Annotated in this window: 29 protein-coding genes; 15 read left to right on the top strand and 14 right to left on the bottom strand. The window is 70.7% G+C overall.

Annotated features, from left to right (window positions below; all coding sequences use genetic code 11):
• Positions 1-724, top strand: a 724-nt coding sequence (locus tag DJ74_RS06485) for a TRC40/GET3/ArsA family transport-energizing ATPase (RefSeq protein ID WP_176451315.1), incomplete at its 5' end; no start/stop codon positions are given.
• On the opposite strand, the gene DJ74_RS06480 is transcribed toward DJ74_RS06485, so the two are convergent.
• A complete protein-coding gene (locus DJ74_RS06480; protein ID WP_094524986.1) occupies positions 721-1374 on the bottom strand; it encodes a hypothetical protein in 654 nt (217 codons plus the stop codon). The genes DJ74_RS06485 and DJ74_RS06480 overlap by 4 nt on opposite strands.
• Complete coding sequence (locus tag DJ74_RS06475) at positions 1371-2129, bottom strand: hypothetical protein (protein ID WP_176451314.1); 759 nt, start codon at positions 2127-2129, stop codon at positions 1371-1373. The genes DJ74_RS06480 and DJ74_RS06475 overlap by 4 nt, the downstream gene beginning before the upstream one ends.
• Before the next feature lie 159 nt (positions 2130-2288).
• Between DJ74_RS06475 and DJ74_RS06470 the strand changes: the two genes are divergently transcribed.
• From DJ74_RS06470 to DJ74_RS06435, 8 genes are all read left to right on the top strand, one after another.
• Positions 2289-3065, top strand: a complete 777-nt coding sequence (locus tag DJ74_RS06470; RefSeq protein ID WP_094524985.1) for a DUF2103 domain-containing protein — start codon at positions 2289-2291, stop codon at positions 3063-3065.
• An 89-nt stretch (positions 3066-3154) separates the two neighbouring features.
• Positions 3155-3814, top strand: coding sequence for a metal-dependent transcriptional regulator (locus tag DJ74_RS06465; RefSeq protein WP_094524984.1), 660 nt, complete (start codon positions 3155-3157; stop codon positions 3812-3814).
• Between the two features lie 192 nt (positions 3815-4006).
• Entirely contained in the window at positions 4007-4705 is a 699-nt protein-coding gene (locus tag DJ74_RS06460) for a LysE family translocator (protein WP_094526707.1), read from the top strand.
• A 76-nt stretch (positions 4706-4781) separates the two neighbouring features.
• Positions 4782-5834, top strand: coding sequence for an NAD(P)-dependent glycerol-1-phosphate dehydrogenase (locus DJ74_RS06455; RefSeq protein ID WP_094526706.1), 1053 nt, complete (start codon positions 4782-4784; stop codon positions 5832-5834).
• Between the two features lie 94 nt (positions 5835-5928).
• Positions 5929-6591 carry a DUF420 domain-containing protein gene (locus DJ74_RS06450; RefSeq protein WP_094526705.1) on the top strand — a complete coding sequence of 221 codons (663 nt, stop codon included), beginning with the start codon at positions 5929-5931 and terminating at the stop codon, positions 6589-6591.
• 59 nt (positions 6592-6650) lie between these two features.
• A complete protein-coding gene (locus tag DJ74_RS06445; protein WP_094526704.1) occupies positions 6651-7967 on the top strand; it encodes a M28 family peptidase in 1317 nt (438 codons plus the stop codon).
• Positions 7968-8025: 58 nt separating this feature from the next.
• The gene (locus DJ74_RS06440) at positions 8026-8838 is read left to right on the top strand and encodes an NAD(+)/NADH kinase (protein WP_094526703.1); all 813 of its coding nucleotides are present in this window, start codon (positions 8026-8028) and stop codon (positions 8836-8838) included.
• A gap of 24 nt (positions 8839-8862) precedes the next feature.
• Positions 8863-9306, top strand: a complete 444-nt coding sequence (locus tag DJ74_RS06435; RefSeq protein ID WP_094524603.1) for a hypothetical protein — start codon at positions 8863-8865, stop codon at positions 9304-9306.
• On the opposite strand, the gene DJ74_RS06430 is transcribed toward DJ74_RS06435, so the two are convergent.
• The 8 genes from DJ74_RS06430 to DJ74_RS06395 all read right to left on the bottom strand — a co-directional run bounded on the left by DJ74_RS06430 (position 9252) and on the right by DJ74_RS06395 (position 14030).
• The gene (locus tag DJ74_RS06430; protein WP_141212517.1) at positions 9252-9437 is read right to left on the bottom strand and encodes a hypothetical protein; all 186 of its coding nucleotides are present in this window, start codon (positions 9435-9437) and stop codon (positions 9252-9254) included. The genes DJ74_RS06435 and DJ74_RS06430 overlap by 55 nt on opposite strands.
• Before the next feature lie 225 nt (positions 9438-9662).
• Entirely contained in the window at positions 9663-9944 is a 282-nt protein-coding gene (locus DJ74_RS06425) for a hypothetical protein (protein WP_094524604.1), read from the bottom strand.
• A gap of 4 nt (positions 9945-9948) precedes the next feature.
• On the bottom strand, positions 9949-10380 hold the full coding sequence (locus tag DJ74_RS06420; RefSeq protein ID WP_094524605.1) for a hypothetical protein: 432 nt from the start codon (positions 10378-10380) through the stop codon (positions 9949-9951).
• Between the two features lie 54 nt (positions 10381-10434).
• Complete coding sequence (locus tag DJ74_RS06415; protein ID WP_094524606.1) at positions 10435-11223, bottom strand: cytochrome B; 789 nt, start codon at positions 11221-11223, stop codon at positions 10435-10437.
• Positions 11224-11227: 4 nt separating this feature from the next.
• Entirely contained in the window at positions 11228-12037 is an 810-nt protein-coding gene (locus tag DJ74_RS06410; RefSeq protein WP_094524607.1) for a cytochrome bc complex cytochrome b subunit, read from the bottom strand.
• A 6-nt stretch (positions 12038-12043) separates the two neighbouring features.
• Positions 12044-12433 carry a hypothetical protein gene (locus DJ74_RS06405; protein WP_094524608.1) on the bottom strand — a complete coding sequence of 130 codons (390 nt, stop codon included), beginning with the start codon at positions 12431-12433 and terminating at the stop codon, positions 12044-12046.
• Positions 12430-13080: a halocyanin domain-containing protein gene (locus tag DJ74_RS06400; protein WP_094524609.1), complete on the bottom strand. Its 651-nt coding sequence runs from the start codon at positions 13078-13080 to the stop codon at positions 12430-12432. The genes DJ74_RS06405 and DJ74_RS06400 overlap by 4 nt, the downstream gene beginning before the upstream one ends.
• A 95-nt stretch (positions 13081-13175) precedes the next feature.
• Positions 13176-14030 (bottom strand): DUF308 domain-containing protein, encoded by an 855-nt coding sequence (locus DJ74_RS06395; RefSeq protein WP_094524610.1) that lies wholly within the window; start codon positions 14028-14030, stop codon positions 13176-13178.
• A 149-nt stretch (positions 14031-14179) separates the two neighbouring features.
• Between DJ74_RS06395 and DJ74_RS06390 the strand changes: the two genes are divergently transcribed.
• Together DJ74_RS06390 and DJ74_RS06385 are read left to right on the top strand one after the other, a co-directional pair.
• Positions 14180-14662, top strand: coding sequence for a hypothetical protein (locus DJ74_RS06390; RefSeq protein ID WP_094524611.1), 483 nt, complete (start codon positions 14180-14182; stop codon positions 14660-14662).
• Between the two features lie 82 nt (positions 14663-14744).
• Complete coding sequence (locus tag DJ74_RS06385; RefSeq protein WP_094524612.1) at positions 14745-15365, top strand: HAD family hydrolase; 621 nt, start codon at positions 14745-14747, stop codon at positions 15363-15365.
• A gap of 17 nt (positions 15366-15382) precedes the next feature.
• Here the strand turns inward: DJ74_RS06385 and DJ74_RS06380 are convergent, their stop codons facing one another.
• Both DJ74_RS06380 and DJ74_RS06375 read right to left on the bottom strand, forming a co-directional pair.
• Positions 15383-16267, bottom strand: coding sequence for an MBL fold metallo-hydrolase (locus DJ74_RS06380; RefSeq protein ID WP_094526701.1), 885 nt, complete (start codon positions 16265-16267; stop codon positions 15383-15385).
• 4 nt (positions 16268-16271) lie between these two features.
• Complete coding sequence (locus DJ74_RS06375) at positions 16272-18149, bottom strand: radical SAM protein (protein WP_094526700.1); 1878 nt, start codon at positions 18147-18149, stop codon at positions 16272-16274.
• 94 nt (positions 18150-18243) lie between these two features.
• On the opposite strand from DJ74_RS06375, the gene DJ74_RS06370 reads away from it, so the two are divergent.
• A complete protein-coding gene (locus tag DJ74_RS06370) occupies positions 18244-18693 on the top strand; it encodes a hypothetical protein (RefSeq protein ID WP_094524615.1) in 450 nt (149 codons plus the stop codon).
• Between the two features lie 31 nt (positions 18694-18724).
• Here DJ74_RS06370 and DJ74_RS06365 read toward each other — a convergent pair whose 3' ends face one another.
• Positions 18725-19669, bottom strand: coding sequence for a DUF429 domain-containing protein (locus DJ74_RS06365; protein ID WP_176451313.1), 945 nt, complete (start codon positions 19667-19669; stop codon positions 18725-18727).
• A 56-nt stretch (positions 19670-19725) separates the two neighbouring features.
• Between DJ74_RS06365 and DJ74_RS19080 the strand changes: the two genes are divergently transcribed.
• Together DJ74_RS19080 and DJ74_RS06360 are read left to right on the top strand one after the other, a co-directional pair.
• Positions 19726-19881 carry a hypothetical protein gene (locus DJ74_RS19080; RefSeq protein WP_170938276.1) on the top strand — a complete coding sequence of 52 codons (156 nt, stop codon included), beginning with the start codon at positions 19726-19728 and terminating at the stop codon, positions 19879-19881.
• A gap of 3 nt (positions 19882-19884) precedes the next feature.
• The gene (locus tag DJ74_RS06360; protein ID WP_094526698.1) at positions 19885-20322 is read left to right on the top strand and encodes an Hsp20/alpha crystallin family protein; all 438 of its coding nucleotides are present in this window, start codon (positions 19885-19887) and stop codon (positions 20320-20322) included.
• Positions 20323-20407: 85 nt separating this feature from the next.
• On the opposite strand, the gene DJ74_RS06355 is transcribed toward DJ74_RS06360, so the two are convergent.
• On the bottom strand, positions 20408-21673 hold the full coding sequence (locus tag DJ74_RS06355) for an FAD-binding oxidoreductase (RefSeq protein ID WP_094526697.1): 1266 nt from the start codon (positions 21671-21673) through the stop codon (positions 20408-20410).
• 269 nt (positions 21674-21942) lie between these two features.
• On the opposite strand from DJ74_RS06355, the gene DJ74_RS06350 reads away from it, so the two are divergent.
• Entirely contained in the window at positions 21943-22974 is a 1032-nt protein-coding gene (locus DJ74_RS06350) for a glutathione S-transferase family protein (RefSeq protein WP_094526696.1), read from the top strand.
• Positions 22975-23050 lie beyond the last annotated feature (76 nt).

Here is a 23050-nt window from a genome sequence, read left to right as displayed (position 1 = left end):
CGGCATGGGCGAGATGGGCGCCGACCCTGACGGCGACCCCGACGGCGAGGAAGGAATCGGCTCGCTGCTCGGCGGGACGATGCCCGGCGCCGACGAGGCGGCCGCGATGCGCCAGCTGCTGGAGTACCTCGACGACCCGCGGTTCGACCGGGTGATCGTCGACACCGCGCCGACCGGGCACACCCTCCGGCTCCTCCAACTGCCCGAGATCATGGACTCGATGATCGGCCGCGTGATGAAGCTCCGCAACCGCTTCTCGGGGATGATGGACGGCCTCAAGGGGATGTTCGGCGCCGGGGACGACGAGGCGGACCCGACCGCCGACCTCGACGAGCTGCAGGAGCGCATCGAGCGCCTCCGGGCCGTGCTGCGGGACCCCGCACAGACCGACTTCCGCGTCGTGACGATCCCCGAGGAGATGAGCGTCGTCGAGTCGGAGCGACTGGTCGCCCGCCTCGACGAGTTCGGGATTCCGGTGAACACGCTGGTCGTCAATCGCGTGATGGAGGGCGTCGGGGACGTGGCCGACGTCGACCCCGCGTGGATCGTCGAGCCGAACCCGGACACCTGCGAGTTCTGCGCGCGGCGGTGGGAGGTCCAGCAGTCCGCGCTCCGGCGTGCCACGGACCTGTTCCGCGGCCGCGACGTGAAGCGCGTGCCGCTGCTCGCGAACGAGGTCCGCGGCGAGGGCGCGCTGCGGGTCGTGGCGGCGTGTCTGCGCTAGGACCGTTCGTCTAACGCCCCGTACAGCCCCTCCCGGACCCGCTCCGCGACGCCCGTGAGGTGCGCCTGTCCGAACGTCGCCACGACCAAGGCCCCCACGGAGTTGTACATCAGGTCGAGCACGGTGTCGTCGAGCCCAAACTGGGCCAGCGGCATCGAGACCCCCGTCTCGTCGGCGACGATGTCGAGCGCGAACTCGAACAGCTCCCAGACGACGCCGAACGCCAGGACGACGACGAGGATGAAGACGAACGCGAACCGCGAGGGGATGGATATCTCGTCGCTGTGGAGGTCGATGGCCCGCAGCGTCGTGTACCCCGCGCCGGCGATCAGCGACGCCGAGAGCGCGTGGGTGAGGTGGTCCCACCACGGGATCTGTGCGTAGAACCACGCCGACCCGAGCGTGTGGAGTAACACCGCCGACGTGATCCACACGCCGAGCCACGGGTCCAGCGGGATGTCGTAGTTGCGTTCCAAAAGCGCCGGCACGAAGGTAACGAAGAGGCCGAGGCCGCCGTTGGTGATCGCCTTCGGTTGGCCGAAGACCACGCCGTACACCACGATGGCGGCGAGGAGGACCTGCATCCCCCTCGTGAGCCGGCGCTGGGTCCGTAGCGACGGGCGGGCGCGGAAGGCCCCGCGGACGCTCATCGGCGCACCACCCATCGGATGGCGCGACGCAGCCGCGCCCCGCGGCGCCGGAAGTAGGCGTCGAAGATGACCCCGGCGGCGGCGCCGGCCAGCGTCACGTACATCCACTCGATCATCAGCGCCTCGTTGGTCGTCAGGAACTCCGCGCCGAGCAGTCTGTCGGCGTTCCACCGGAGCACCGTCCACGCGGCCGCCGTCGCCATCGTCGCCAGCACGACGAACACGATCGCGAACCAGTGCGTGACCCGCAGCGTGGTGAACATCTGGAGTTCGACCGTGACGATCAGCGCGAACGCGGCGATCGCGAGGTACGTCGCGAACGTCCCGAGTTCACCCCCGAAGAGCGTGCGTACGAGCACCGGCAACAGCGCGAGTCCGAGGACCTCCCACGGGGGAATCACCCGCGGGTCCCGTGCCGCGACCGCCGGCGCGACCACGACGGCGGCGATGGCGGCGACGAGGACCATCGGAAGGAGGTCGGCCCCGAGCAGGCTCTCGACGAAGGCACCGACGAGCACGGCCACCATCGACCACGCGACGATGGCGTTCGTCCGGCCGCTCTGAAACAGCCGCGCCAACCGGTCTTCGATGGCGTCCCCCTCCGGGCCGTCCGGTTCGTCGTCGGTCGGGTCTTCGGACTCCGCCTCGGCACGTTCGGACCCCGCCTCGGCACGTTCGGACTCCTCCCCGGCCCCCTCGAACTCCGTCCCGGTGTCCCCGTCCGCGGGGTCCGCCGGGGATCGGTCGGTGTCCATACCGCTCTTCAGGCGTGCCCCCACTAATATGGGTTGGCTCCGGGTCGCAGACCGACCGTCGCCGCGGCCCGGTCCGGCCGTCACTGCACCGGGGCGAACGGAGGCGCTCGCGGTGACGTGAACGGACGCGCTTTTACCCGCCACGCGCCTCCGTTCGATATGAACTGTCGGCGGTGTGGCACTCCGCTTCGCAAGCCCGGTGACTACTGTCTCACCTGCAACACCGCCAACGCCGACGCCGTCGTCGCCGAGTTCGCCGAGGACCGCGCGCGCCTGACGATGCTCGATGAGGACGAGGTCATCGGCGAGACCACGGTGACGACCCGCCCGGAGAGCGACGAGCAGCTCACCGAGATCCAGCTCCGCAACTTCGCCGGTCGGGTCGCCGACGAGATCCGCCGCAAGCGCCCCGACACCGTCTACGCGGCCGGGGCGCGCGAACCCCTCCGTGAGACGCGCGCGCAGGTCCACCACGAGTTCTACCGCGTCCCGGACGCGCGGACCGACGCGGGCGACGACCCGGACGCGACTCGCGGTCTCGACGTGAGCCCGGTCGTCTCGTGGGTGCTCGACCGGCGCGGCGACCGCGCGCTTGAGGTGGTCGAGACCCCGCCGCGCGAGAAGATCGGCGGCTCCCACTCGACGCTGATCGGCGACCGCAAGGGGCGGAAGGCGGTGAGCACGGTCGCGCAACACCCCCACGTCAAGAAGATCGTCCCGGGTCCCATCGACGCCGGGGGCACCGGCTCGCGGACCGGCCTCCGCGCGAAGGCGACGCGCGCCGGCACCAACGGGAACGTCCGGCTGCTCCTCCGCGACGGCTCTAGCGTGCAGGAGAACCGGATCGTCACCACCGCGATGGACCGCGAGACCGGCGAGCGCGTCCGCGAGGACCTCAACGAGGCGCTGCGGGAGGCCGAGCTCCAAGACGAGTGAGCGTCACCGACCGGAGCGCCGCGGACGCCGCTTCCGACCGCTCCTCACTCCCGGTAGGTATTTCAGCCGCGGGCCGCGATCGCTTATAAATGCTGAGCGACGTCATGGAGGACTACCTGAAGGCGATCTACGTCCTCCAGTCCGAGCAGGGGCCGCCCGTCTCGACGTCCGCGATCGCGGAGTACCTCGACAAGACCTCCCCGTCGGTGACGGACATGCTGGGGAAGCTGGAGGACCGCGGGCTCGTCGAGCGCGAGCCGTATCAGGGCGCGGAGCTCACGGCGGAGGGGGAGGCCGTCGCGCTGGAGGTCGTCCGCCACCACCGGCTGCTGGAGGCGTTCCTCGCCGACCGACTCGACTACGACTGGAGCGAGGTCCACGACGAGGCCGACGCCCTGGAACACCACATCTCCGAGGAGTTCGAGCGCCGCGTCGCCGAGGCGCTCGGCGACCCCGCCGTCGACCCCCACGGCGACCCCATTCCCGGAGCCGATTTGGAGCCGGTCGACGAGGGGAGCGGGCCGCGGCTCTCAGACCGCGCCGAGGGGGACCGGGTCGTCGTCGCTCGCGTCTCCGACCGCGACGAGGACGAACTCGACTACCTCGCCGATGCCGGGATCACGCCCGGGACCGAGGTCGAGGTCGTCGACGTCGCCCCCTTCGGGATGGTGACCGTGCGGACGCCGACCGGCGAGCAGAGCCTGCCGGCGGCGATCGCCCGGTCGATCCGCGTCGACGACGCGGACTGAGCCGCGAGCGCGGCGCCGACCGCGGCTTGTCGGTCGCATCGCTCACCACACCCGTCCGTCGACCGTCGCGCTCGACACATCCGCTCGTCGACCGTCGCGCTCGACACATCCGCCCGTCGGTGTCGGTTTTCCGACGCTGACGCTCATCGCTCCTTCGCGGACTTTTTCACGAAACCGACCGTTCCGAGCGGTGTGAACCTCCTCGTGACGCTCGCCGCGGGGGTTGTCTTCGGCCTCGCGCTCGCGGCCCCGCCCGGTCCGATGAACGCCGTCATCGCCGAGGAGTCGGTGCTGCGCGGTCGGGCCGCCGGCTTCCGGGCCGGGCTCGGCGCGGCGACCGCCGACGCGATCTTCTTCGTCCTCGCGTACCTCGGCGTCGTCGCCGTCGTCGACGCGCTCCCGCTGCTCCGCGCCGCGATGGTCGCCGCCGGCGGCGTCCTGATGCTGTACTTCGCCGTCGGCGCGGCCCGAGGCGCGCGCGCGTCATTCCGCCCGACCTCGGGCGACGAACCGGCGATCGAGGCGGGCAAGGGGTTCCGGAAGGCGCTGGTACTCGCGCTCACGAACCCGTACCAGGTGCTGTTCTGGCTCACCGTCGGCGTCGGCCTGCTGCGCCCCGGCGAACTCGACGTGCTGGCCCGACTCCCGGTCGTCGGCGCGGACCTCGCCGGCGCCTTCGTCGTCACTACCGGCTCCCCCGCGCTCATCGGCGGCTTCTTTCTGGGCATCCTGATCTGGATCACCGGCTTCCCCGCGGGGCTCGTCGCCGCCGAGAACCGGGCCGAGACGTTCGCGCCCCTCGTCGCGGTGGCCTCGGCGGTCGTGCTCGCCGGGTTCGGCGTCTTCTTCCTCTACGACGCGGCGACGACGCTCTCGGCGCTCGCCGCGTAGGCGGCCGCGCGGAGAGCGGGCGTCGCTCCCGACCGACATGGACAACGGCTTTGGCCCGCGGGCGCGACCGACCGGTATGTTCGACAAGTCCACGTGGATCAAGCTCCCGCGCAACGTGCTCGTCGGTCACGACGTGATCGACGACCTCGGCGCCGCGGTCGGCGAGCTGTACCTCACTGGGCGGCCGCTCATCGTCACGAGCCCGACGCCGAACGAGATCGCCGGCGACCGGGTGCGCGCGCAGTTCGACGACCCCGCCACCGCCGTCGTCGAGGACGCCTCCTTCGACGCGGTCGAGGAGCTGAAAGAGACCGCCGAATCGGCCGACCCCGGCTACCTGATCGCCCTAGGCGGCGGAAAGCCGATCGACATCGCGAAGATGGCCGCCGACCACCTCAACGTCGGCTTCGTCTCCGTCCCCACGGTCGCCTCCCACGACGGGATCGTCTCGGGGCGCTCCTCGATCCCCGAGGGCGACACGCGGCACTCGGTCGCCGCCGACCCGCCGCTCGCGGTCGTCGCGGACACGACGCTGCTCGCGAACGCCCCGTGGCGGCTCACCACCGCGGGCTGTGCCGACATCATCTCCAACTACACCGCCGTGAAGGACTGGCGGCTCGCCCGCCGGCTCCGCAACGTCGAGTACAGCGAGTACGCGGGCGCGCTCTCGGAGATGACCGCGGAGCTGCTCGTCGAGAACGCCGACATGATCCGTCCCGGCTTAGAGGAGTCCTCGTGGGTCGTCGTGAAGGCGCTCGTCTCCTCCGGGGTCGCGATGTCGATCGCGGGCTCTTCCCGACCCGCCTCCGGCGCGGAGCACCTCATCTCTCACCAGCTCGACCGGATCGCCCCCGGAAAGGCGCTCCACGGCCACCAGGTGGGCGTCGCCTCGGTCATGACGGAGTACCTCCACAGCGGCGAGAACGGGCGGTGGAGCGCGATCCGCGACGCGCTCGCCGAGCTCGACGCCCCGACGACCGCCGCCGAACTCGGCGTCGACGACGAGGAGCTGATCGCCGCGCTGACGACCGCCCACGAGATCCGCAACCGCTACACGATCCTCCAAGGCGGGATCAACGAGGAGGCCGCGATCGAGGTCGCGAGGGCGACCGGCGTCATCGAGCGGTGAATCGACGCCCGGCGCCAACGACTCGTGAGCGCCGACCGCCTGCGACTCGTCCCGTCCTCGAAAGCGAAATAACCGTTCCGCGACAACCGACTGTATGTCCACCGTCAGCGTTCGCGACCGGGCCAAGGGCCGGGCCGGCGCGATCACCGTGCTCCTCACCCTCGTCGGCTACGGCGCCGTCGGCGGCGTGTTCCTCGTCCCCGAGTTTCAGGCGCTGTTTCCGACGCTTTCCCGCGGTACCGTCGATCTGCTCGCACACGGCATCGCCGCCGTCAACACCGTCACGATCGTCACGCTCTCGCTCGGGTGGTACTGGATCCGCAACGACGAGGTAAAGAAGCACGCGGCGGCGATGACGACCTCCTTCGCCCTCATCCTCGTGTTCCTCGGCATGTACCTCCCAAAGGTCGCGGGCGGCGGGACGAAGGAGTTCGTCTTGGACTCCGCGTACGCGTGGGTCCCGCTGTGGGAGTGGGTGTACCCGGCGTACCTGATCATGCTCGCGATCCACATCCTCCTCTCCGTCGTCTCCGTCCCCGTCGTCCTCTACGCGATCGTCCTCGGGCTCACCCACACGGAACGGGAGCTCCGGAACGAGACGCCCCACCGCCGCGTCGGCCGGATCGCCGCGAGCGCGTGGATCCTCTCGCTCGTGCTCGGCGTCGTCACCTACCTCCTCTTGAACCACCTGTACGACTCGACGTTCGCGGCCGCCGAGGCCGCGACGGCCCTGCTGCCGCTCGTGCCGGGGGTATAACCTCCGGCACCGGCCGCCGCCACCGAAACGCTTGAGCCGCCGCCGCCGCACCCACGCCCATGACCGACTGGATCGGCGACACGTTCACGAGCGACGCCGGCTGGCGCCACCTCGAAGCCCTCGTCGACCTCGACCACCGCATGGCGGGCACCGACGGCGAGCGCGAGGGACTGGAGCTGACGCGCGACGCGCTGGCCGCGGCCGGCGCGCGGAACGCCCAGATCGAGGCGTTCGAGATCCAGGGCTGGGAGCGCGGAGACAGCGCGATCCGACGCGGCGATGACCCCGTCGCGAGCGGAATGAACGCCTGCATCGCGCTCCCGCGAAGCCCGAGCGGCGAGGCGATCGGGGAGTTCGTCGACCTCGGTTACGGCGTCCCCGAGGACTTCGAGGGCGACCTCGACGGGACGGTCGTGATGGTCTCGTCGGACACCCCCGACTCCGTCGACCGGTTCATCCACCGCCGCGAGAAGTACTACCACGCCGTCGAGGCCGGCGCCGCCGCGTTCGTCTTCGCGAACCACGTCGAGGGGACGCTTCCGCCGACCGGCAGCGTCGGGACCGCTGACGCGCCGGTGGGCGACATTCCCGCGGTGGGCGTCTCGAAGGAGGCCGGCTCGCGGCTCGCCCGCCGCAACGAGGGCGACGACCTCACCGTCGCCGTCGACTGCGAGACGCCCGACGCGACGAGCGGGAACGCGGTCGCCGAACTCGGGCCCGACACCGACGAGTACCTCGTCGTCTCCTCGCACGTCGACGCGCACGACATCTCGCAGGGCGCGATGGACAACGGCGCCGGAACTGCGACGATCGTCGAGGTCGCGAACGCGCTCGCCGCCCGCGAGGACGAGCTCGACCGGCGGGTCAGGTTCGTCGCCTTCGGCGCCGAGGAGGTCGGGCTCGTCGGCTCCTCGCTGTACGCGGAAGGGGTCGACCCCGACCGGGTCGCGGCGGTCGTCAACGTCGACAGCAACGTGTTCGGCCGCACCCTGAAGCTCGACCACCACGGCTTCGACGCGCTCGAGACGGCGGCCGAGCGCGTCGGCGACCGCTTCGACCACCCGGTGTCGCTCGGCGGGGAGCTGGTCCCGCACAGCGACCACTGGCCGTTCGTCGAGCGGGGGATCCCGGGGTACATGATCTCCGGCGAGACGGAGGGTCGCGGCCGCGGCTGGGGGCACACCGGCGCGGACACGCTCGACAAGCTGGAGCCGCGGAACCTCCGCGAGCAGGCGATCCTGTTGACCGAGCTCGTCGCGGAGCTCGCCGACGCGTCGGTGACGACCGAGCGGCGGGACCGCGAAGAGATCGCGGCCGCCCTCGAACGCGAGGGGAAGGCGACCGGGATGAAGATCACAGGCGACTGGCCGTTCTGAGGGCGACCGCCGTCGCGAACCGAGGGGTTTTCACGCGCGCCGGCCGCATCCCTCGCGTATGCACTCGTCGGAACGGCGCGTCGCGGTCGTCGGCGACGACCGGGCGGCGGCGCTCCGGCAGGCCCTCGGGGGCCTCCCGTATCGATCCGTCGAACGGTCCGCCGCGGACGCGGTCGTCGCGGTCGGCGACGAGGCCCTCCGCGACGTCCTCGTCGACGCGCCGGACGCGCCGGTGATCCCAGTCGGCTCGCGGCGGCTCGCGGTCGATAGCGACGCTGCGGAGCGGCGTATGGGTGCCCTGCTCGACGCGGCCCTCAGCGGCGACGGCGACCGCTCCGGCGACGGCGACCGTCTCGCCGACGGCGATTTTCCCGCCGACGGCGACCGCCCCGCAGACGACGTCCGGCGCGTCACGCATCCGGTCCTCGCGGTCGACGCGGGGGACGGCGAGGCCCGGCGCGCCGCCTTCGACGTCGCGCTCGTCACCGCGGAGCCCGCTCGTATCTCCGAGTTCGCGATCGACTTCGCCGGGGGGACGCACGAGTCGTTCCGCGCCGACGGCGTCGTCGTCGCGACCCCCCTGGGAAGCGGCGGGTACGCCAGCGCCGCCGGCGGACCGATCGTGGAGCCCGGCGGCGGGCTCTCCGTCGCGTCCATCTCCCCGTTCAGCACCCGGACGGACGCGTGGGTCGCCGCCGGGCGGCTCTCGCTCTCCGTCGAACGCGAGGCCGAGTCGGTCGCGCTCGTCGTCGACGGCGAAGAGCGCGGGGACGTCGATCCCCATCGATCGGTCGCGATCGAGGCGACCGACTCGGTCGCGGTCGTGACGTTCGCGGGCGCGGGCCGAGCGCGTCGATCGGAAACACTCTAATAACTCGTGAACGGATGTGACGATATGGACCCACTGCAGTTCCTCGTTCCCCTCGGCTGGCTGTCCGCCGTCGGACCGGTGCTGCCGTACGCGATACTCGTGATGGCGGTGGCGAACCTCGCCACACGTCACGTCGCGTACCGACGACACGTCGAACAGGGAAACGCCGGTGACGACGTCGAACCGTACACGCCGCACGCGTTCACGAACATCGGACTGCTACTGCTGAGCTTCCTGTTCGTGCTCGACGCCCCCGTGAGCGGCGTGATCCTCTCGGTGCTCGTGATCACGATGCTGACCGCTGACCTCTTCGAGCTGGAGGCGCGGAACGTCGAGGCGCGCAACGACATGCCGATCGAGGCCCCGAAGAGCTCCATCGCCGCGTCGCTACTCGTCTTGGTGTTCGCCTCCTACTACGCCCTCTGGTTCCTCGTCGCGGGCGTCTGGAACCAGTTCGTCGTCGCGTAGCTCGGCGACGCCGGGAGCGACGTGTCCACGTCGTCACCGCCTGCGGTCGCCGCCTCGGTTCGCTCTTCTCTCGTCGCGGTTCCGTCCTCCTCATCGCCGTCTACGTCGTCGTCCACGTCGTCGCCGTCCACACAGTCGCCGTCCACGCCCTTTCGAGCCCCTCGGCTGAGCGCCGTCCGCTTAGCTGAGCGCCGCTCGCGGCTTTCCCGACGTGACCGCGTTCACGCACGCTCCGCCGTCTCTCCGGCCACGAAGCGGCACTGACGCGCCGACGAGTCGCTGATGGAGCTGCGACAGACTACGGTAAAACGAGATCAGGGGGCGAGAGCCGGCTCGAAGGGCGAAACGGCTCCGGATCAGTTCGCGGCGTCGGCGTCGTCGTCGTTGAGAACGTCGCGCAGTTCGCGGCTCGCCGGAATCAGCACCCAGAACGTGAGCGCGCCGAGGACCATCACCCAGAAGAACGCGTCGCCGGCGACGAGGCCGATCTCCCCGTAGACGCTATCAACGCCTTCGGCGGGATTGACCAGCTGCACGACGTCGTAGTACGTGGGCGTCCGGTACCATCCGCCGAAGGTGAGCCAGCCGAGGCCACCGAGCGCGAACAGGGCGAACCCCTTCATGAACTCGTCTGCCATTAGCTTACGATTCGCCGGAGTCGTCTTGAGACTTTCCCATCCCTTGGCCCCGGAACCGCGTCCCCAGCACGTACACCGCCGTCCCCCCGACGATGAACGCGATGCCCGTGATCGCCAGCGCGGCGACCAGCGTGTCGTCCGAGGGGTAGAGGCCGGCGCTGTTCAGGAGATAGACGACCGTCGTCCGGAAGAAGCTGATCTGGCGCGTCGCAGCGTCGACGAGCGTGAACCCGATCAGGTACGCGATCACGGCCGCGAGCGTCGAGAAGACGGTGACGGCCTTGTACATCCGGAACGGGACCACCACCTCGCGCCCGTCGGGCCCGATACGCGGGCCCGTCGGCTCGTCGCGAGGGTCCTCCTGCTCGTCGGCGGCGATGGGGTCGCCCGTCTCGTCGAACGCCTGTGCGTCGTCGCGGTCGGTTGGTGATGACATCGAAATAGTGGAAACAGGCGGAAACGGTCGGGCGGCGGGTGCGGTTCTGTGTCGTTACTTCGGGGGCCGAAGCATGTAGTACCGCCGGTTCAGGTCGTACATGTACCCTTCACGCATCGTCTTCAACACCGCGTAGGTGATGATCCCCCCGACGAGCGGGAGCATGAACGTCAGCGTGAGCAGCAGGTCGAGCGTGATCGGGAAGAAGTTCTGGATCGCGAGCGCCGCGAGCGTGATCGACAGAACGACGCCGGTCACGCCGACGGCCGCCCAGAACGGCTCCTCGACGGGACGCCGCGCGCCCCCCTTGTTGAGGAACGGCACGAGCGTGATGGTACCGAAGACGATCCCGTGAGCGATGATCCCGAGGAACTCGTTGGAGATCGCGATGTTGCCGCCGAGCACCGCCAGGTTCGGGTTGATGGGGTTGAGCTTCAGCAGCCCGAACGACCAGTAGAGGTACCAGTCCGGCAGGATGATCGCCGGCGTCGCGCCCGGATTTGCCGGCTCGCCGTAGTGGGCCGGCAGGATCGCCGCGATGAGGATTATGATCCCGACGAAGAAGCTCGTGATAGCGAGGTTCCGGATCGTCTCGTGGGGCCAGGTCGGGAAGCCGAGCACGTCGCGCTCGACGTACGTCGACTCCGCGCGGAGGTTCTCGTCCTCGCGCCGCGACCGCTCGAAGTACTGGTAGGTGAGCTGTGCGAGCCCGCTGGTGTGCTCCTTGCGCTCGCTCCAGGTCGGCGTCTCGTCGTCCGGCGGAACTGTCGCCGGCGGCCCGCCGTCCGTGCGGGCCTCCTCATCGGTGCCTCCGTCCGTCATGGGGGTGGTGTCGTCGGTCATTGGATTAGTGCGGCTCCGCGATTCCCTGCACCCAAACGATGCCGACGTGGAGCGCGATGAGACCGGTCACCACGAACGGCAGCACGAAGACGTGCAGGATGTACATTCTCACGAGCGTCGCCTGTCCGAGGGTGAAGCCGCCGAACAGGAGCTGCGCCGCCCACTCGCCCACGAGGGGCGTCGCGAGCGCCATCTCGACGCCGATCTGTGCGGCCCAGAAGGACAGCTGCTTCCACGGGAGCACGTATCCGGAGAAGCCGAACAGGAGCGTCAGGCCGATGAGGATGACCCCGAGGATCCAGTTGACCTCACGGGGCTCCTTGTACGACCCGGTGAAGTACACGCGGAGCATGTGTAGGAACACCGCGGCGACCATGAACTGGGCCGCCCAGCTGTGGATCGAGCGGAGCATGAACCCGAACTGGACGTCCGTCATGATCATCACGACGGAGTCGTACGCGGCCGTCGGGTCGCCCTGCGCGGCGGCGCCGGCAGTCGACGGGGAGTAGTAGAACCCGAGCAGTGCGCCCGAGACCGCCGCGACCAGATACGCGATAATCGACAGCGATCCGAGCGAGTACAGCGGGTACCAGTACCAGAACTTGTTGTCGAGGTCGTACTGCTCCGTGTGGCTCTTCGGCATCTGCATGTTCGCGCGGTAGTACATCGTCTCCAGCAGCTCGAGGTAGTCGACGATGCGTAGCCGCTTGTCGAGCCAGATGAGCGTGGTGAGGAACGCGGTCTCGATGACCGTCAGATCCTGCTTTTTGAGCCACGCGTTGTGGTCCATATCGTCTTGTTTCTTTAGACTCATTGTCAGTTACTTCTTGTAGTACGGGTAGATGGCCCGTTTCACCGTCTCCATCGCCCCGTCGGTGTCTATTCCGACGCCGTCTTTGTCCTCCTCGCGGACGTAGAGGTCCTCCCACTTGCGGCGGCGCTTCTTCACGATCATCACGTCCGGCAGGAACTCCTTGCGATACAACAGGAGGATGAACGCGAGGTCGATGAAGATCATCGCCAGCAGCGCGGCGGTGTACATGTTCCCGAACTCCGTCGACGCCCACGCGGACATGAGCCCGTAGACGAACAGCCCGACGAACACGACCTCGATGACCGTGAGGAGCACGATGGCGATCGCCGCCGCGGTGCTCTCGCGGGCCGGCTCGTACCGGTGGATGTCACCGTACGAGGAACCGCCGGAACTCATTGGGCACCTCCGTGACCGGTGTGAGCCGACTCGCCGTACTTCAGCATGTAGAACGTGAACACGAACGTGAGCGAGATGCCGAGGACCGCGGCGATCCCGACCCAGTGGGCGTGGAGCGGCACCCCGACGTGGGCGATGTTCTCCGGCCACCCGCTGGCGCCGCCGCCACCGGCTTCAGTCGTCGGGATGTCCTCGCCGACGGCGAGGCCGGCGTGCATGCCGACCGCGGTGTGGGGAACGCAGTGGTAGTGCGTGATGCCGACGTCCTCTTCGGTCACCTCGTACTCGTAGGTGTACCCCTCCTCGCCGACCGGGTCACCGCTGTCGAGGCTGGCCGGGCCGCCGCCCTCGACGGTCTGGACGTTGTGCGCTCCGCCGTTCCCCGTCCACTCGAACGTGATCGTGGTACCAGTGTCGACCCACAGCTTGGTCGGGTCGAACGCGAGGCCGCTGTCGCCCGCGCCGACCTGCACGGTCACCTCGCTCTCGCCGCGGGCGTCCTGATACGACCCGAGGTTCCCGCTGGTGACCCCGCTCGGCCAGTCCGGTTGTTGCTCCTGTGCGGCGGCCGTCCCGGTCGCTCCGGCACCGGCCGCGACCGCGGCGGTCGCACCCCCGGCCGTCCGCACGAATTCCCGCCTTTTCATACAGGTTCACTCAGGACGGCGTGCGCTTAAACCCACCGACTGAATCCGTCGACGTGGGGGCGTTTACAGGGGCTCTATCACCCGATATCGGCGCTTTACTCGTCCAGCTGCTCCTCGTCTACGACCCCCCCTTCGACCGGGACGAAGTCGGGCCGCTCCTTCGCCTCGCGGAGGGCCCGTAACCGCTCGCGGTACTCCTCCGAACGGAACCGATCTGAGAGCCGCGCGTTCGCCACCATCACGAAGAGGAACAGGCCCACGAGCAGGAACACGATCCCCATCGCCGGCGCCACGATGGTGTCGAGGTCGGTCAGGAACGTGGCGACGAGCAGCGCCGCGCCCGCGAGCACCTGCACGACCGCGATCACCTGAACCATCAGGTTGCCGAACTCCCCCGACCCCTGGGGAACCGTGTCCGGGTGCGGGAGCGACCAGTCGTCCGGCGGTTCCGGCACGTCGTACGACTCCATCGCCGCCAGCGCGACGATCGGCTCGATGTCGCGCAGCACCGTCCCCTGTCCGGCCACCTCTCCGGTCGGGCGGACGATGGCGTACCCCTCGTCGGAGTAGACCAAGATCCGCTCCTCGCCGTCGGCGCGAACTCGTTCCAACACGCCGAACACCTCGCGGCGGGCGACCCGCGACTTGAGCTCCGCCTCGGCGCGTTCGAGCAGGCGGTCGCCCGTGATCCACGAGTCGGGGTCGAAGGCGGCGTCCCACTCCTCGGCGCTCATCTTGGCCATGTCCGACGGACCGAAGTCGTCGAAGTCGTACTCCTCCTCGACGCGCCGCCTGAGCTCGTCGAGGTCGTCCGCGGCGCCGCCCTCGACGGTCGGTTCTCCCCCGTTCCCGGACGTTTCCCCGCCGGGAGACCCCTCGTCGCCGTCCGGTGTGTCCCGCGATCGGTCCGGTCTCGGCTCCGATTCCGATCCCGTCGAGGTATCCTCCATCGTCCGGCCGTACGGGCTCCGGACGCTAACTGTTTTCGTCCTCGGTCCCCGACCCGACCCCGACCGGGCAGACCGGCTCGGAGGCGATACCGTCCGGTGAGAGACGCGGATCGGGGAGTTTTACGCGCCGGAGCCCGAACCGTTGATCGATGGTAGACGAGTCGGTCTTCGCGGCGCTCGCGGGACTGTCGGTGACGTCGAGTCTCCCGTTCCTGCTGTACGGGGCGTGGATCATGATCGACGCCGAGACGGTGAGCTGGAACGTTCTCACGCACCACTTGTGGTACATCGGCACGGGACTGGCGCTGACCACCGTCCCGATCGTCGGGTGGATGATCCCCCGCGTCCTCCAGCGGCTGACCGGCCTCGCCGTGATCCACGCGTTCCTCGGCCTGCAGGCGTACGCCCTGCTGGCGTTCGCGCTCACCGGCATCTTCCGGATCCTCCAAGCCAAGCGAAACGCCGACGCGTACGAGGACCCCGACGTCGACATCGACGAGATCCACGAGGACATGAGCCACTGGCGCGCCCGGCTCCGCGTCGGCGTGGCGGGGTTCATGCTCCTCTGGCTCTGCGCGTGGGTGACCGGCCTCTACCGCTTCTACTCGATCCACGTCGCCCCGGCGATGTGAGCGGCGCGCCGCCTCCTCTCCGTCCCGACAGCCTCTCGCCGACCGACAGGTTCAATCCCGTTTTGTCCTAAGGGAGGGTATCGTGGCAGTCACCTTCGACCTGTTCGGGACGCTCGTCGACGTCGAGTACCCGTCCGACCCCGCGGAGATCGTCGCGCGCGAGCTCGAGTCCCGCGGCGTCGCGGTGCCGGACGACTGGCACGTCGCGTACGGCGAGCGGCACGTGGACGCCCCGGCGGGCGCCGAGGTCCCGCTCCCGGCCCACGTCGCGCACGCCCTCGACTCCCGCGGCGTCGACGCCGCGGAGAACGTCGTCAGACACGCCGTCGTCGCGGCGTTCGACCCCGACGTGACGAGACGCGAGGGCGCTCTGGACGCCGTCCGCGACGTGAGCGAGCAGGGGCCCGTCGGGCTCCTCTCGAACTGCGCCGTGCCGGAACTCGTCTCCAAGACGCTGATCCGCGCGGGGCTCCGCGGCGAGTTCGACGCCGTCACGACCAGCGTCGGCTGCGGCTGGCGGAAGCCCCACCCGAAGGCGTTCGAGGCGGCGGCCGAGGCGCTCGACGTCGCCCCCGCGGAGCTGATCCACGTCGGCGACGACCCCGCCACCGACGGCGGCGTCGAGGACGTCGGCGGCCGGTTCGTCGACGTGACGGAGACGCCGCTGCCGCGGGTCGCGGCCGACCTCGAAGCCGAGCCGTAGGCCCTTTTTAACGACTCTCACTCCGCGCGCCCGCGGCCGAGCCGGTCCGCCCACCTCTCGTCGATCCTCCCCTCCGCGAGGAGCTTCTCCAGGTGCGCGACGACCGTCGCCCGCGCGAGGTCCGCGACGCCGGTCAGGTCCTTCTCGTAGGCGGCGTCGACGACCTCGTCAACGTCGCTCGCGCCCGCCGCCGCCGCCGCGAGGACCGCCCGCTCCCGGTCGAGACGGTGGTCGATCAGCCGGTCGCAGACAGCTTCCGGGTCGTCGATCGCGGGACCGTGACCCGGGTATAGCCGGTCGTAGCCCGCGTTACGGACGCGTTCGAGGCTGTCGAGGTAGCCGCGGAGGTCCCCCTCCGGAGCGCCCACGACGACGCTCCCCTCGGCGACGGCGAGGTCGCCGCAGAGCAGCGCGCGGGAGGACTCGTCGCCCGCGCTCTCGCCGCTCGCCTCGCGGTTCTCGCCGGCGCGCCCCTCCGCCACCGCGAACGCGACGTGGTCCGGCGCGTGGCCGGGCGTGTCGACCGCGCGGACCTCGGTGTCGCCCACGGTCTCTCCGCCCTCGAACGTCCCGTCCGGCTCCACGCCGGCCGCCTCCGCGAGCCGGTCGACGTGGTCGCCGTGCGCGAGGACGGACGCGCCCGTGAGCTCGGCGTACTCGGCGACCGCGCCGACGTGGTCCGGGTGGGTGTGCGTGACCGCGATCGCCTCGACCGCGACGCGTTCCCCCTCGCGTCCCCCTCCGGCGTCGAGTCCGACCGCGTCGTCGAGCGCGTCGGTGCGGGCCGCGGGGTCGACGAGGAGTCCTCCGGCGACGTACGCGTTCGTCGTCCCGCCGGGGGCGCGGGTGTCGACCGGGACCGGGACGCGCTCGATCGGCGGTCTCGGATCCGGCGCCGCCATCGGCTCAGTCCCCGCGTCCGACCGAGGAGCCGTCGCGCCGGTCGAGCAGGGAGCGCGCGGCCGGACCGGGGCCGGACCCGGCGCGCTCGCGGCCCGGGATCGGCACGTCCACGTCGTCGGCGACGGCGAACCGCGACAGGTCGGCGACGCCGGCGTCGACCTCCTCGACCGAGCCGTACGGGCGCCCGACGACGACGTCCCCGGCCTTGCTCCGATTGATCCCCGGGATCGCGGTCAGCTCGTCCATCGACGCCGCGTTGACGTCGAGGGGGTAGGGGACGCCCGTCACGGAGCGGTAGCCGTGGTCCGTGATCGCCACGTCGATAGCGGTGCCGAGCTCTCGCTCGCCCGGCACGGCGACGAGGAGCGCGTAGGTGCCGAGCTGGCGGCCGAACGTCTTCCCGTCCTGGTGGTACTCCAGGTGCACGTCCGGGAGGACCGTCCCCGGCGGGACGACCCGGTCGAGCATCGGGTTGTCGACCGTCTCGCGCACCTCCCGCTTGTACGCCTGGAACTGGTCTTTGTGCTCCTGTGCGATGTCGGCGCCCGTCTCGGCCATCTCCGTGCCGGCGAACGCCATCACCTGCCGGATGTTGATCCGGCGGAGCATCAGCCCCTCGTCGTAGACGGTCTGGAGGAACCGCTTGTTGTGCTCGTACGTCTCCGGGCGCTCGCCGGCGAGCCCGTGGACGAGGTTGATCCCGGGGAGGAGCTTCGGGAGCCGCGGCGAGGCGTCCGGCCCGGTCGAGGGGCCGGTCACCCGGTCGTCGCCCCCGGGCGTCGTCTCCGGGGCGTCGCCCGGCCGCCATCCGCCCTCCTCGTTGACGACCCGGACGGCCTCCAGGCACTCCTCGGCGGTGACGAGCAGGTTGTTCTGTTCCTGGACGACGGGGTCCGCCGACTCCAGCCCGAACGCGGCGGTGTCGCCGGGCGTGTTGTGCGCGGCGATGACCCGGATCGCCTCGCGGGAGGCCTCGGGGTAGTCGGTGATCGTCACCGGGTTCATGTTGTCGAGGTGGAGCGTCCGCAGGTCGGGCGCGACCTCGCGGATCCCGCCGTACAGCTCCCGTAAGGCGTCGGGGTTCGGCGCCTCGCCGTCGCCGCCGAACGCGAGGATGTCGGCCTGCCGGCCGAGCCGGAAGTGCCTGACCCCGCGGTCAGAGAGCGCGTCGACCTCGTCGACGACCGACCGCGCCTCGCGGAACGCCGGGCTCCCGTACAGCGGCTCCGTGCAGAACGAGCAGCGGTAGGCGCAGCCGCGGGAGGTCTCCATCTCGCAGATGAGGTAGTCGGGGTGGTTGGGGTGCTGCTCGACGACGAACGCCCCCTTCTCGGCCCACCGGTCGATCTCCGCGTTGTCGCGCATCCGGTTGCCGAACCCCTCTAACCCCTCGCGCACGAGGTCGTACGCGGCCGCCTTCACGTCGCCCATCGCGACGAAGTCGTAGTCGAGGTCGTCGCGCTCGGTCTCCGTCGCGCCCGCGTTCTCCTCGCCGACGCCGAACCGCACGGGGCCGCCGAGCAGGGTGACGCCGTCCGCGGTCCAGCCCAGCTCCCGCACCTCGTCCGGCTCGGCCGGGGTCCCGCCCACGTACTTGCCGGGGACCGTCATCCCGCCGACGTACACCATGAGGTCGGCGTCGGCGACGTCGGCGCGCTTCGAGCGGTCGTCGCGCAGCTCGTCGATGGTGTGATACGTGATCCGCGACTCCGGGACGCCCGCGTCCACGAGCGCGCCGGCCGTGTACCGCGGGTACGTCGAGATGTACGGCGGGACGCCGAAGTGGGCCGGCTCGTCGACGTAGCCGTCGACGACGGTGACGGAGAGGTCCGTCGGGTCGGGCGGGAGCGAGCCGCGACCCGACGCGGGCGAATCGGTCATGTTACCCCACCGTAGTCGGCCGAGACGGGAAAAGCGTGCGGAAGGTCGGGGAATCGGCAGATCGCTTATTTTACAGCGCGCGGAATCGCCGGACGTGCCCTCCCAGCGCCCTCCGGCCGACGAGACGCCCTCGCCTGATGACGCCGCTCCGACCGGCGACGGCCCCTCCCGCCGGCAGCGGGTCGGACAGTACGTTGCGTTCGCCGCGGTCTGCGCGTACGCCGCGGTGCAGTTCGTCGGGGCCGATCCCAGACCGTGGGGGATCGCAGCGGGCTGGGCGGCTGCGACCGCCGTCGGCCTCGGGCCGGTCGCGTGGTTCGCCCGCGATCGCCTCCCGCCGGACCGGCTGGAGACGCTGGCGTACGTCGCCTTCGGCCTCGGGATCCTCGTGCTCTCCGTCGGGCTGGGGGCCGCGCTCGCGTTCGAGGTCCCGTTCTTCCCGTACGGCCCCGGCTTCCTCGCCGGCGTCGCCTTCGGCGCGACGGCCGTCCTGATCGTCGAGCGCGCCACCGTCCCGGATCGGCTCCGGGGAATGGCGGCCTGAGAGCGTCTACTCCCGCGATCGGCGCACCGTCTCAGGCGTAGATGTACCCCTCGAGCGCGACCGCGTCGGGATCGTCGAACCCGGCGACGTCCGTCTCGTACCCCCGCCTCCACGCCGTGAACGCCCCGAGGCAGGCGGCCGCGGCGTCGAGGGCGTCGCCGCCCGCGTCCGAGACCATCGCGCCCGTCAGGTCGCTCTCGGGCTCGTAGGCGACGTCGGCCTCCGTGGCCAGCCCCTCGGCGTTCTGCCGCCGACGCGCCGTCTCCGACTCGCCGCCGCCCTTGTAGCTCGTCCGGCTGAGCCCGAGGCGGTCCAACACCGCCGCCGGGTACGTCTCCACGACGGTCGGCCCCGGCGGCGCCTCGGGCCGCCACCCCTCTCCCGATCGGTCCATCGGTGCGAAGCGGGCGTCGTCGACGACGGGGGCGAGCACGTCCCGCATCCCGTGGAACGCGATCGTGTCGGCGATGAACCCGTACGGCGACCGCGCGCCGACCGCGGCGTCCGTCTGGCGCTTGTCGTACGTCCCCTCGCCGTGGCGGTCGGTGAGTCCGACGCAGCGCTCGGCGAACGCGCGCACCGGGTCGTCCGTCCCGCGGTGGCCGGCTCCGAGGAGCGACTCCGGAAAGCTCCCGATGAACGACCGCCACGAGTCGCGGCCGCTCTCCTCGACGACGAACCGCGGGAGGCCGAACGGGAAGTCGAGCCCGACGACCGCGCTCTCGTCGAGGGCGCGGATCCACGCCGCGAGCGCCGGGAGGGCGTCCTCGCGGCGGGGGCCGTCGACCCCGCCGAGGTCGGCGAGCCGCCGGAGCCCGGTCACGACCAGTTCCCCGCGCTCGGGGTCGACCGTCCCGCTCGCGATCCACGTCTTCCGTCCCGCGTCGTGGGCCGCGGCGCTGAAGTCGACGCCGTAGACGCGGACCGGCCCGTCGTCCGCGCGACTCGCCCCGCCGCCGTCGCCGATGCCGTCCATACACGGACGGCCGCCGCCACGCCGTTTAAGCCCTCGCCGGCACAACGGAGTCGTATATGCCATCGACCATGGAGGTCAAGTGCGAGAGCGACGACTGCGAGCTCGACATGTTCGAGAACCACTACACGTACGACGTCCCCGACGACCACGCCGTCGAGGACCTGTCGTGCCCGTACTGCGGCGGGAGCGAGCTCGCCGAGATCGAGGTGTAACCCGTGAGTGGATTCGTCGACGCGGGCCGGTCGGCCGTCCGTCGCGTCCTCGAGCGCGTCGGCCGCGGGTGGAGCAAGATGCAGGAGCGTCGGCCGCTCTCGTACGACCTCCTCGAGAGCGACGACGCCTACCTCGTCGTCTTCGACGCCCCCGGAGTCCGGGGCGAGGACCTCAACGTGACGTTCCTCGACCACACCGTCGAGGTCGAGCTCGACCGGTTCCGCGACTTCTACGACGGCTACGAGATGGTGTTCCCCGGACGCGGCGTCTCGCTCTCCGGGAGCGCCGACCTCCCGCGAGACGCGAACGTCACGCCGCAGGGAGCGAACGCGACGCTGACCCGCAACGGAACGCTGCAGGTGGAGATCCCGAAGAACGACGACGCGCGGGACGTCGCGGTCGTCGAGGAGGACGCCGACGAGACCGACGACGAGAACTGAGACCGTTTCCGCTCCCGGCGGTCTCCACCCCCCCCCTCCGGCCTCATTCCCCTGTTCTCGGGTCTCACTCACCCGTTCTCCGTTCTCATCTCCCCTCCCTCCGGTCTGACTCCCCCGTTCGCTCTCCCACCGACATCCCCTCGCTGATATCGAACGCCTCGTCGCCGTCGAACCGATCGGGGTCGAAGGCGCCGATCCACGGCGACTCGGGGTCGTCCGCGTCGGTCCCGTCGAGCGACGCCACCACGCCCTCGGCGACGAGCTCCCCCATGGCCGGCGCGCGCATGAAGCCGTGGCCCTGCCAGCCGGCGGCGACGAACAGGGGGTCCGCGTCGCCGGCGGGCCCGTCTCCTCCCTCGCCCACGGGTCCGACGAGTGGGTCGCCGTCGGGCGTCGCCGTGCAGAGCCCGGCCCACGCCCGCTCGACGTCGGGCCCGACGTCCGGCCCGTCGCCGCTCACGGCGTCCACCCGATCGCGGAGCGTCTCCGTGACGGAGGCGACGAACCAGTCGTCCCCCTCGCGACCGTAGTCGTCGGGGTCCGCCGGGACCGGCTCGGTGCCGTCGCCGGCGAGCAGGCCGGTCGGGTGGGGTCGGACGTAGACGCCCGCGGTCGCGTCGTACACCATCGGCCCGTCGTAGTCGACCCCGCTCGTCAGCGCTTGGACCCGGTAGGGGACGACCGGGACCTCGACCCCGGCGCCCGCGAGCACGTCGGCGGTGCGAGCGCCGGCGGCGACGACGACGGCGTCGAACTCGCGGGTCTCGGCGCGGCCGTCGTCTTCCCCGTCGATCCGGAGCCCCGGCCCGTCGCCGGTCACCGAGACGGCCGTCTCGGTCTCGATCGTGACCCCCTCGCGACGCGCCCGCCGCCCCGTCGCTTCGACGTAGCTCGCGGGGTCGCACCACCCCGCGCCCTCGGCGACCGCGGCGACCGCGAGGTCGTCGGCCGCGATCGGGAACCGGTCGGCGAGTGCGCTCGGTGTCACGAGCGAGACGTCGCGCCCGTGCGAGCGCATCCGCTCGACCATCGCGGGGACGGCGTCGGCGTCCGGGTCGCCCTCGCGGACCGCGATCACGTACGGGCACGGCGCGAACGAGAAGCCGGGGAGCGACCGATCGAACGCCCGGAACCGCTCCATCGCGCGGGCGGCCAGCGCGGCGTCGACGTCCTCCGCGTACGCGTCGTACAACACGCCGGCGGCCCGGCCGGAGCTCTCGGCGCCGAGCGAGCCGCGTTCGTAGAGGGTCACGTCGACGCCGCGGGCCGCGAGGTCGGCGGCCGCGGTGACGCCGACGGCGCCCCCGCCGACGACCGCGACGGCCGGCGCCGCCTCGTTTCGTTCGGACATACGTCAGGAGACCGCGGGCCCGACCGAAAAGCCACCGGCGCGGGCGGCGGCGGCTACTTATAAGCAACCCCGCGGCCAGTCGGCGCGCCTCCGAGCGCCCGACGGGAGCGAGCCGTCGCAACGGGGTCGGGGATAGCCGTCGCGCCGATGTCGTTCGTCTATCAGCGAGCGACAGACCGACCGTCACTCCGATCCGATTCCACACGTCGCACGGCCGGTGACACGCGTGTCCCCGCCCACGTTATGCACGTCGAGCCCGTAATTCAGGTATGAATCAACTCGTCGACGGCGAGTGGCGAACGGACACGTACGAAGCGACGGACGAGGACGGCTCGTTCCAGCGCGGCGAGACGACGTTCCGGAACTGGATCGCCGGCAGCGACGTGCCCGACCACGTCGACGCTGAACCGGACGAGCGGTTCCAGCCTGAGGCGGGGCGGTACCACCTGTACGTCTCCTACGCCTGTCCGTGGGCGCACCGCGCCCTGCTCGCGCGGTCGCTGCTCGGCTTAGAGGACGCCATCGGCGTCTCGGTCGTGGACCCGTACCGCGACGAGGGCGGCTGGCAGTTCTCCCCGGAGAAGGCGGGCTGTACGCCCGACCGCCTCCACGACAGCGACTACCTCCGGGAGCTGTACGTCGAGGCCGACCCCGACGCCACCTGTCGGGTGACCGTCCCCGTGCTGTGGGACACCGAGACGGAGACGATCGTCAACAACGAGTCACGGGAGATCCTCCGCATGCTCTCGACCGCGTTCGACGACCTCGGAAACGACGTCTCGCTGCTGCCCGACGCCGACGACGAGGCGACCGTCGCGGACGTCGACGAGGTCATCACCGAGATCTACGAGCCGGTCAACAACGGCGTCTACCGCGCCGGGTTCGCCACGTCCCAGGCGGCGTACGACGAGGCGATCGACGAGCTGTTCGGCGCGCTCGACCGCTGGAACGACCACCTGTCCGACCGGCGCTACCTCGTCGGCGACTCGCTCACCGAGGCCGACATCTGCATGTTCACGACGCTGGTCCGCTTCGATCAGGTGTACCACACGCACTTCATGTGCAACCGGAAGTTCGTTCACCAGTACGAGCACCTCTGGCCGTACCTCCGCGACCTCTACCAGACCGCGGGCGTCGCCGAGACGGTGAACATGGACCACATCAAGGAGCACTACTACACGACCCATCCGGACGTGACGCCCTCCGGGATCATCGCGCGCGGGCCCGACCTCGACTTCGATGCCGACCACGACCGCGACGCGCTCGGCGGGAAGGCGCCGACGCCGACCGCCGACGACTGAGTCGACCGACCGAACGGCAACGCCGGCTGCGTATCGCTCCGCGGCGTCGCGCGGTTCCTCCGCCCTCGCGGCCGTG

Origin of the sequence: Halorubrum sp. Ea8, assembly GCF_002252925.1 — an archaeon.
In the GTDB taxonomy this organism is placed as follows: domain Archaea; phylum Halobacteriota; class Halobacteria; order Halobacteriales; family Haloferacaceae; genus Halorubrum.
Note: the sequence above shows the minus strand (reverse complement) of the source record. Positions and strands in the feature narration are given on the sequence as shown.